The organism is Kitasatospora sp. NPDC058190, assembly GCF_042883685.1.
In the GTDB taxonomy this organism is placed as follows: Bacteria; Actinomycetota; Actinomycetes; order Streptomycetales; family Streptomycetaceae; genus Kitasatospora.
In genome coordinates this window covers 970-4,322 of sequence record NZ_JBHVVI010000250.1, presented here as the reverse complement: position 1 = coordinate 4,322, position 3,353 = coordinate 970, and the positions used below count along the sequence as shown (strand labels likewise).

The following is a 3,353-nucleotide window of genomic DNA, read 5'->3' as shown; positions in this document are numbered from 1 at the left end:
CCTTCGTCGTCGCCCTCAACGGCTTCGACGGGCACCAGCCGCACACCGCGGAAGAGGTCCGCGAGGCGCTCCAGCTCGGCGAGAACACCCCCGTCGTCGCGCTCGACGCCCGGCGCCGCGACAGCGCCAAGAGCGCCCTCATCACCCTCGTCGAACACGCCCTGCTCGCCCGACTCCGCTGAGGCGGGACCGGTCCGAGAGGGAACCAACCGGCCCCGGCGACCCGTCACACTGACGGGCCGCCGGGGCGGTGACGCTTACCGGCCGGTGTCCTCCGAGGGCCCCGCGCAAGACCCGTGTATAAGCAGCGGATAACAGTTCGGTAGGCATTTTGTGATCAACAATGACGCAGCGTGGCGAAACAGCGTCACTCAGCGCCAGATGACCACGGTTTTGCTCCGTCATGTCGCTGATTGTCCGGATTGTGCCGACGCGGGTGCCGTATCGGGGCTGTTTGTTCCCCATCCCTGCACGTGCTGAAATTCCAGCTGCCCCTGAACATCCCGCGCCGGCCCCGTCCGGTGACAGGCCAGGGCCCCGGGGGTAGCGCTGGATTGATCCATGGCCGGCAAGTCGGCCGAGAGGTAGTTGTCGAGTGAGGCGTAAGCAGCAACCCGCCCCGCAGCGGCGCTCCGAGCCCCGCCAGAGCGAGCCGAACGGTACCGCCGCGGACCAGGCCGGATTCTCCGCGTTCACTCCCACCGAGGAGCGCGCCCCGGCCACTCCGGCCCCCAAGCCCCCGACATCGGCCAACGAGCCGCGCGGCAGCGCCGGTGCGCCCGCCGACGGCGGCTCCAGCCGGTACGACTTCCTCCGCCCGCGCAACTGGCGCGTGCCGACCCGCCTGATCGCGATTCTGCTGATCCCCGTGATCATCAGTCTCGTCTTCGGCGGTCTGCGCGTTAACACCTCGGTCGACGGCTACATCAAGGCGTCCCGCGCCGAGAAGACGGCCGAGCTGGCCAAGGCGGCGACCGAACTCGCCGAGGCGCTGGAGAACGAGCGCGACAAGACCCTGATACCCCTGATCACGGGGCAGGACCCGAACAACGAGGTCACCAAGCGCCGCGCCGACACCGACGCCGCGCTGAAGGCCTACAACGCCGCGTACGACGCCTCCGACAAGTCCGGCGAGCTTCCGCGCCGCCACGAGGCCTTCCAGACCCTGGTGGTCGACCTGCCGCACCTGCGGCAGGTCGCGTACAGCAAGGAGCTGTTCGCCAGCGCCACCGCCAACGCCTACTCGGCGATGTTCGCGCCGCTGCTGGCCTACGACAACTCGGTCGGCAACGGCTCCGCCAACGCCACCAGCAAGGGCCGCGCGATCTACGCGATGTCGCTGGCCAAGGCCTCCGCCTCGACCCAGCGCTCGCTGATGCTGAGCCTGCTGGCCGGAATCTCGCAGGGCGTGACGACGCGCTACGAGAACCAGGACATGACCCAGCAGATCCTGGTGTCCGAGAAGCTGGAGCAGGTCTCGCTCAGCGAGTTCACCACCGGTGGTGACCCCAACGACGTCAAGAAGTACGGGGACGCGCAGGTCGCCCTGGCCACCTCCCAGGACCACTCGGCGCTCAAGATGCCCAACGGCACCGCGCCCACCATGCAGGGCCTGCTGGCGCTCGCCGGCAACTACGCCGAGGCCGCCGCCCTGGGCCAGCAGAGGGGCAAGGCCGCCGCCGACGCGGCGTTCGCCGAGGCCAAGGCCGCCGGTCTGACCCCGGAGAACTGGAACCAGGCCGCCGGCAACCACATCCAGGCCCTGCGGAACACCGAAGTCGCGCTGCTGGACGACGTCCTCACCGACTCCCGCAACCTCAAGGACAACGCGCTCTACGACGCCATCCTCAACACGGTCATCGTCGTCGCCGCACTGATCCTGGCCGGCCTGCTCACCGGCTACGTCGCCCGCTCGATGATCCTCGGCATGCGCACCCTGCGCAGCGCCGCCCTGGAGATCGCCGACCACCGTCTGCCGGACCTGGTCGAGAAGCTCTCCAAGACCGACCCCGACCGGGTCGACACCTCGGTGGCCCCGATCCCGCTGCACGGCAAGGACGAGATCGGCGAAGTCGCCCGGGCCTTCGACCAGGTCCACGAGCAGGCCGTGGCGCTCGCCGCCGAGCAGGCCCTGCTCCGAGGGAACGTCAACGCGATCTTCACCAACCTGTCGCGTCGCAGCCAGGGCCTGATCCAGCGCCAGCTGGCGCTGATCACCGACCTGGAGAACAACGAGGCCGACCCGGACCAGCTGGAGAACCTCTTCAAGCTGGACCACCTGGCCACCCGTATGCGCCGCAACGGTGAGAACCTGCTCGTCCTCGCGGGCGAGGAGGCCGGCCGCCGCTGGAACACCCCGGTCCCGCTGGTCGACGTGCTCCGCGCCGCCGCGTCCGAGGTGGAGCAGTACGAGCGCGTCGAGCTGTCCGGCATCCCGGAGGTCGAGGTCGTCGGCGCCGCCGTGACCGACCTCGTCCACCTGCTCGCCGAGCTGCTGGAGAACGCCACCTCGTTCTCCAGCCCGCAGACCCGGGTGCTGGTCAACGCGACCCGTCTGCCGGACGGCCGCGTCCTGGTCGAGATCCACGACAAGGGCATCGGCCTCACCGCGGACGACTTCGCCGAGATCAACGAGAAGCTGGCCGAGCCGCCCACGGTCGACGCCACCATCTCCCGCCGCATGGGCCTCTTCGTGGTCGGCCGGCTCTCCCAGCGGCACGACATCCGCGTCCAGCTCCGCCCGTCGGGCGAGTCGGCCGGCACCACCTCGCTGGTCATGCTCCCGCCGTTCGTCACCAAGGCCGGCCCCGCGCCGGAGCCGGAGGAGCAGTTCACCGTCTCCCGGATCTTCGCCGACCAGGAGCCGACCGCCGAGTGGGCCCCCGAGAGCCGCTCCCGCAGCGCCGCCGAACTGGGCTTCGACGACCACCTCACCGGCCTCGGCCACGCCGGCTCCTCCGGCTTCAGCCCGGCCCTGGAGTCCGTCCAGCGCTCCCAGCGCCTCGACCAGGTCCGCCGCGCGGCCCTGGAGGGCTCCCCGCAGCCGCCGGTGGTGGACGCCGAGGTCGAGGAGGACTACGACCAGGGCTACGACCAGTACGCCCCGCAGGGCTACGACCAGGGTGCCTACGCGGACGACCGGTACAGCGCCGACGACCAGTACGGCCAGTACGGCAACGACCAGGGCGGCTACCAGCAGGACGGGTACGCCCAGGACGGCTACGGCCAGTACGCCCCGCAGGGCTACGACCAGGGCGGCTACGCGGACGACCGGTACAGCGCCGACGACCAGTACGGCCAGTACGGCAACGACCAGGGCGGCTACCAGCAGGACGGGTACGCCCAGGACGGCT

Annotated in this window: 1 protein-coding gene and 1 pseudogene; both read left to right on the top strand. The window is 70.4% G+C overall.

Going from position 1 to position 3,353, the window contains the following annotated elements; all coding sequences use genetic code 11:
* A pseudogene (locus ACFVWU_RS44380) lies at window positions 1-182 on the top strand (ATP-binding protein); the annotation flags it as partial.
* Between the two features lie 413 nt (window positions 183-595).
* Window positions 596-3,353: nitrate- and nitrite sensing domain-containing protein (locus ACFVWU_RS44375; protein ID WP_387632298.1), on the top strand; the 2,758-nt coding region annotated here is incomplete at its 3' end.